Source organism: Psychroflexus sp. MES1-P1E (assembly GCF_002836055.1).
Classification (GTDB): domain Bacteria; phylum Bacteroidota; class Bacteroidia; order Flavobacteriales; family Flavobacteriaceae; genus Psychroflexus.
Genome location: NZ_PJBS01000173.1, coordinates 1 through 4,826, shown reverse-complemented (window position 1 = coordinate 4,826; position 4,826 = coordinate 1). Strand labels below are relative to the sequence as shown.

Annotated in this window: 6 protein-coding genes; 2 read left to right on the top strand and 4 right to left on the bottom strand. The window is 28.5% G+C overall.

Going from position 1 to position 4,826, the window contains the following annotated elements; translation table 11 throughout:
* Both CXF67_RS08045 and CXF67_RS08040 read left to right on the top strand, forming a co-directional pair.
* On the top strand, window positions 1–997 hold a 997-nt coding region (locus tag CXF67_RS08045; protein ID WP_145990402.1), incomplete at its 5' end, for a sensor histidine kinase.
* A gap of 4 nt (window positions 998–1,001) precedes the next feature.
* On the top strand, window positions 1,002–1,706 hold the full coding sequence (locus CXF67_RS08040) for a LytR/AlgR family response regulator transcription factor (protein WP_102088287.1): 705 nt from the start codon (window positions 1,002–1,004) through the stop codon (window positions 1,704–1,706).
* On the opposite strand, the gene CXF67_RS08035 is transcribed toward CXF67_RS08040, so the two are convergent.
* The 4 genes from CXF67_RS08035 to CXF67_RS08020 all read right to left on the bottom strand — a co-directional run.
* A complete protein-coding gene (locus tag CXF67_RS08035) occupies window positions 1,703–2,482 on the bottom strand; it encodes a hypothetical protein (protein ID WP_257984632.1) in 780 nt (259 codons plus the stop codon). The genes CXF67_RS08040 and CXF67_RS08035 overlap by 4 nt on opposite strands.
* Window positions 2,483–2,553: 71 nt before the next feature.
* Window positions 2,554–3,129: a Crp/Fnr family transcriptional regulator gene (locus CXF67_RS08030; protein WP_102088286.1), complete on the bottom strand. Its 576-nt coding sequence runs from the start codon at window positions 3,127–3,129 to the stop codon at window positions 2,554–2,556.
* Window positions 3,130–3,252: 123 nt separating this feature from the next.
* Window positions 3,253–3,591 (bottom strand): hypothetical protein, encoded by a 339-nt coding sequence (locus tag CXF67_RS08025; protein WP_257984631.1) that lies wholly within the window; start codon window positions 3,589–3,591, stop codon window positions 3,253–3,255.
* Between the two features lie 296 nt (window positions 3,592–3,887).
* Window positions 3,888–4,826, bottom strand: a 939-nt coding sequence (locus tag CXF67_RS08020) for a glycosyltransferase (protein WP_102088284.1), incomplete at its 5' end; no start/stop codon positions are given.

Genomic DNA, 4,826 nt, shown 5'->3' with positions numbered 1-4,826 from the left:
TTTAATGATTTTTGTTGTAATCGCAAGTTTGAATTCTGGCGAAATAAAGACACAAACAATTATATACTTTTCATTGCTCCCTTCTCAAATGATAGCTGCTTATATTTTAAATTATTATCAAATACCAAGACTGCTTCTAAAAAAAGACTACCTACTATTTATAGTCTCCATAATCTTATGTGTATATGTGTTTTCGGCACTAGGAAGATTGAGTGTTGTTTATATCGCAGAACCATTTGTTAGAGATGGCTTTACACAGGAATCTATAGTAGAAATTTTATCTGATACCGCAAATTTGCTTTCTATCTACTTCCCTACAGTTTATATTTATGCATTTATCATGTTGATAGTTAAATTGATTAAAAATCGATTTGAGGAAAAGCATCAAATAGAGATTTTGAAAAAAGAAAAAGCTACTAGTGAACTTAAATTTTTAAAAACACAGATACAGCCTCATTTTTTATTTAATACACTTAACAATTTATATGCTCTAACTTTAGTGAAATCTGATTTGGCTCCAAAAATTGTATTGAAACTGTCTGGTTTGCTGGATTTTATATTATACCAAAGCGATGAGAGCACAATATCAATACATAAGGAAATAGAATTATTACAAGGGTTTATAGATTTGGAATCATTGCGTTATGGTGATAAACTAGATTTAGTATTTGAGCATAATGTTGATAATGCGAATACTCAAATTGCACCTTTAGTGTTATTACCTATAATTGAAAATGCATTTAAACATGGATCAAGTGGAAACCCGGATCACGCTAGAATACATATAAAATTATCTGTAGTAAATTTGGAACTTGATTTTGAAGTCCATAATACGAAACCAAAGATTCATTTACTAGAGGTAGACCCTAATAAATCTGGAATTGGAACTATTAATCTTAAAAGACAGTTAGAGCTAAATTATCCAAATAAAAATCGATTAAAAGTTGACGATTCTTTAGATAGTTATTCGGTAAAATTATATTTAGATTTAAAATGAAATCATGAAAATAAGCTGTTTAGTAATTGATGACGAACCATTAGCAATACAGGTGATAAAGTCACATTTGAATAAAATTCCTGGTATTGAAATTATTTCAACTTTTCAAAATCCAGTAGAGGCTCTTGATATGATAAAATCGACTAAAATAGATCTTATTTTTCTTGACATTGAAATGCCATTACTGTCTGGAATAGAGCTTTTAAAAACCTTGCAACACCCTCCCAAAGTTATTTTTACGACGGCGTATAGAAATTATGCAACTGAGAGTTATGAGTTGGATGTAGTGGATTATTTATTAAAACCCATTTCGTTTACACGTTTTTTAAAAGCAATTAATAAATACAAGAATCTAGTAAATGTCAACATTGTTGAATCCACAGTCAAAGATGAGGAATCCAATAATCACTTATATGTAAACTCCAACAAAAAATTTATTAAATTAAATTTTAATGATATTCTATATGTAGAGAGCATAAAGGATTACGTTAAAGTAGTTCTGCATGATAAAAGCGTTATCACTAAGGATTCAATTAGTAATTTTGAATACAAATTACCTCATGAATTTTTGAGGATTCATCGCTCATTTATTGTTAATACAATTAAAGTTACGGCGTTTACTAAAGTAGATGTTGAAATTGGTGCAAGAGAGCTACCTATTGGTGCAAGTTATAAGGATGTGGTTATTGGCTTTTTGAAAGAAGGTTAGGATTTAATTTTTTTATAAAGATACTCACTTCTTAATTCTTCCGCTCTTTTTCTTCCTGCATTATATTCAGGATCAATTTTAATTGCTCTTTCTAAATAGATTAATGCTTGTTTTCTGAAACTTTTTGCTTTATGTGCTCTTGCCCATCCCCAATAGGTAAAACTTAACAATCTAAAGCCCGCATAATCTTTATTCCTTTCGTGTTTTTCAATTATGGATTGAAAATCTCTTTTTGCGAATTTTCTTTTCTTCCACATAAACCAAGGTAAATTCTCCGCAACGCTACCACGCATAAACTCTGGTCTTGGTGAGAATTTAGCATATTTTTCTACGGCGCCCTCAAATAGATCAAAGGCTTCACTTAACTGTTTTAATTTTCTTGTTTCTCCACTCATAAGTGCAAGTGCAGATGCTTTATAAGTATCAATAAATAATAACAGTTCTGGTATTGTTTTTTTGTTATTTTGAAGTTCTTTTAGAATGTTAAAACTTTTCTGAGCATAGCCCGAAAACTCTTCTGTTTTATGGAAAAACGTTAAATTTAGTGCTACTTCGTGGTAAATTAATCCAAGTCTAACTTTGTTTATTTCTGTTGGATTATCCTGATAGACTTTTTCAACTTCTTTTAATTTAGATTTTACTAAATCTCTACCTATAATTTCCATTACATCATCTAAAGCAATTTCGTATTCTGCTATTTTTTCTCGATTTAAGTTTTGTGCGTTTGTGTTTATTGTCATAAGTGTAATTCCTAATATTAATAATATACATTTCATCTTGTTGTCTTTTAGATAAAACAAAATTAGCTTCACTTGAAAGTTAAAAACGTTGACTTTAGTTAAGAAATTTAGTTGAATAGAATTCTTTTTCTAATTCTACTTAAACTTTCAGGTTTGATACCTAAAAAGTTTGCAATATATTTTTGAGGTACTCTTTGAAAAATTTCTGGGTTTTTGTTTAATAGCTCTTTATAGCGAGTTTCTGGTTTACTCGACGCTAATGACAATGCGATAGCTGTATTACGCATAGCAACTTTCTCTGCTATTTTTCTGCCTAAAATTTCGTATTTAGGATATAATTTATACAATTCTAATAGTTTGTTCTTTTTGATTATTTGTACTTTTGTGTCTTCTAATGTCTGAAAAGAAATATAACTTTTAGAGCCATTATTAAAACTTTTAAATTCTGTAATAAAATTGTTTTCCAAAGAAATATCGCAGGTTATTTCGTTTCCATCTTTAATATGAAAATGTCTAATAGAGCCTTCTTCGATAAAAGCAACAAAATCACAAACTTTATTTTCTTGCAATAGATAATCTTTTTTACCGATAGTAGTTGTTATAAAATAATCTTTAATAATGGAAATTTCACTTTCTGAAAAGTCAAGTAAAGATTGACAATATTTTATTAAGTTGTTTTTCATATTTAAGTATGACTAAAATGATATGTGTATGGTTAGTTACGTAGTTAAGCTACTAAATTAGTAAATGAAAACGAACCAGAGGAAAATAATCAAGACTCTCCAATTTGGCGAGAATCAAAGCAATTAATTAAAACCTGTTTTGTGCGTTCGTTTTTTTTCTTTACGTAGAATGATCCAAATTAGAATTGAAAAAGTTAATGTTAATAGACTGAAAAATTTCTCAAAATAAGTTTTAGCTAAAATATTTCCAATAGTATTCAATCCAAATAATATAAAGAAAATCCATAAAGTAATATTCACAATTTTTATTGATATAAACGCTCTTAAATACTTTCCTTTTATCAATAGGGTTGTAATTAAGAATAGATTGATTATTACAGAAATGGTTTCAAAAACATACATCTCAAAATCATTTTTCAATCTTCCACCCCAAGTAATTTCATAGGAAACTATTTTTAACATAATACATAAATGAAAAAGTATTACCGTTACCAATAGATAGAGCATAGTTTTAATTGCAGTTTCCGTATTCATTATTATTTATATTATTCTAAAATATTTGTTAGGGGGCATGGTGAAAAATGTCTAACATAAGACACGTAGGAATGGTGTCGAGCAATGTCCTTTACGCCATACCACAAGCCTAATCTTTTGTGTTTATTTCTCTAGAAGTCAAATGAAAAGGGTTAACAACTTTACAAATAGACACTCATTTTTTTGATTAAAAACCTCATTGCACTATATAGAATTGTAGCCAGTTATTTTTTTATAATATCCTTATATAATTTATCTTCTAATTTTTCATCTTTCATTTTTTGAGAAATTTCATTGGCTGTTTTCAGGTAGTGTTTTCTATTATATAAGTCATATATTAATGTGTTTAATTTATCTTTTTTTAACTTATTGATAGAAATCCCTTTTGGCCCAGCTCCTAATTTTGATATCAGATTGTTCCAACCAAATTGGTCAATTATGTGAGGTATAATTAATGTGACGCAACCATATTTTAATGCAGAATTAGTTGTTCCTGAGCCTCCATGATGAATTACTCCGTAAACTCTATTAAAAATCCAATCATAAGGTATTTGATTAACAAAAAAGAAATTTTCGTTTAAGGCAAATTTATCGATTTTAATTAACCCACCTGAAGCTGTATTTACAATAACAGGGATTTTCAATTTGTTTAATTCATTATAAATTAGGCTAGAAGTTTCTCTTGGAAAGGAATTTATCATACTTCCGAAAGTTAGAAATAAAACCTTATTATGATTGTTTAAGAAATCTAATAACTCTTGACTAGGTTCCCAATTGATTGTTTTACTCCGTTCATGATAACCCGATACTTGAACATTTTCATTCCAGTAATTTGGTCTTTGGAAAAGAGAAGGTGAAATAGTGTAGACAAGGTCTTTTTTGAAAAGATTTTCTTTTATCTGTTTTTTTGAAATAGACAATTTTTCAGGAATACTTTTTTGAGAGTCATAAATAGTTTTTACTAGGCCGTAATTAGAAAGACGATAGGTTAATTTATTAATAAACGTTCCAAAATTTTTATTAAATCCAATATGTGAATGTCCTTGTACATAATACATAAAATAGGGGACAGGGCTAACTAAAACTGTTCTCTTTTTATTTTTCATACCCCAAATTACAGGATAATTGCATTTAGCGTTATGCACTATAATGTCAGGTTGCTC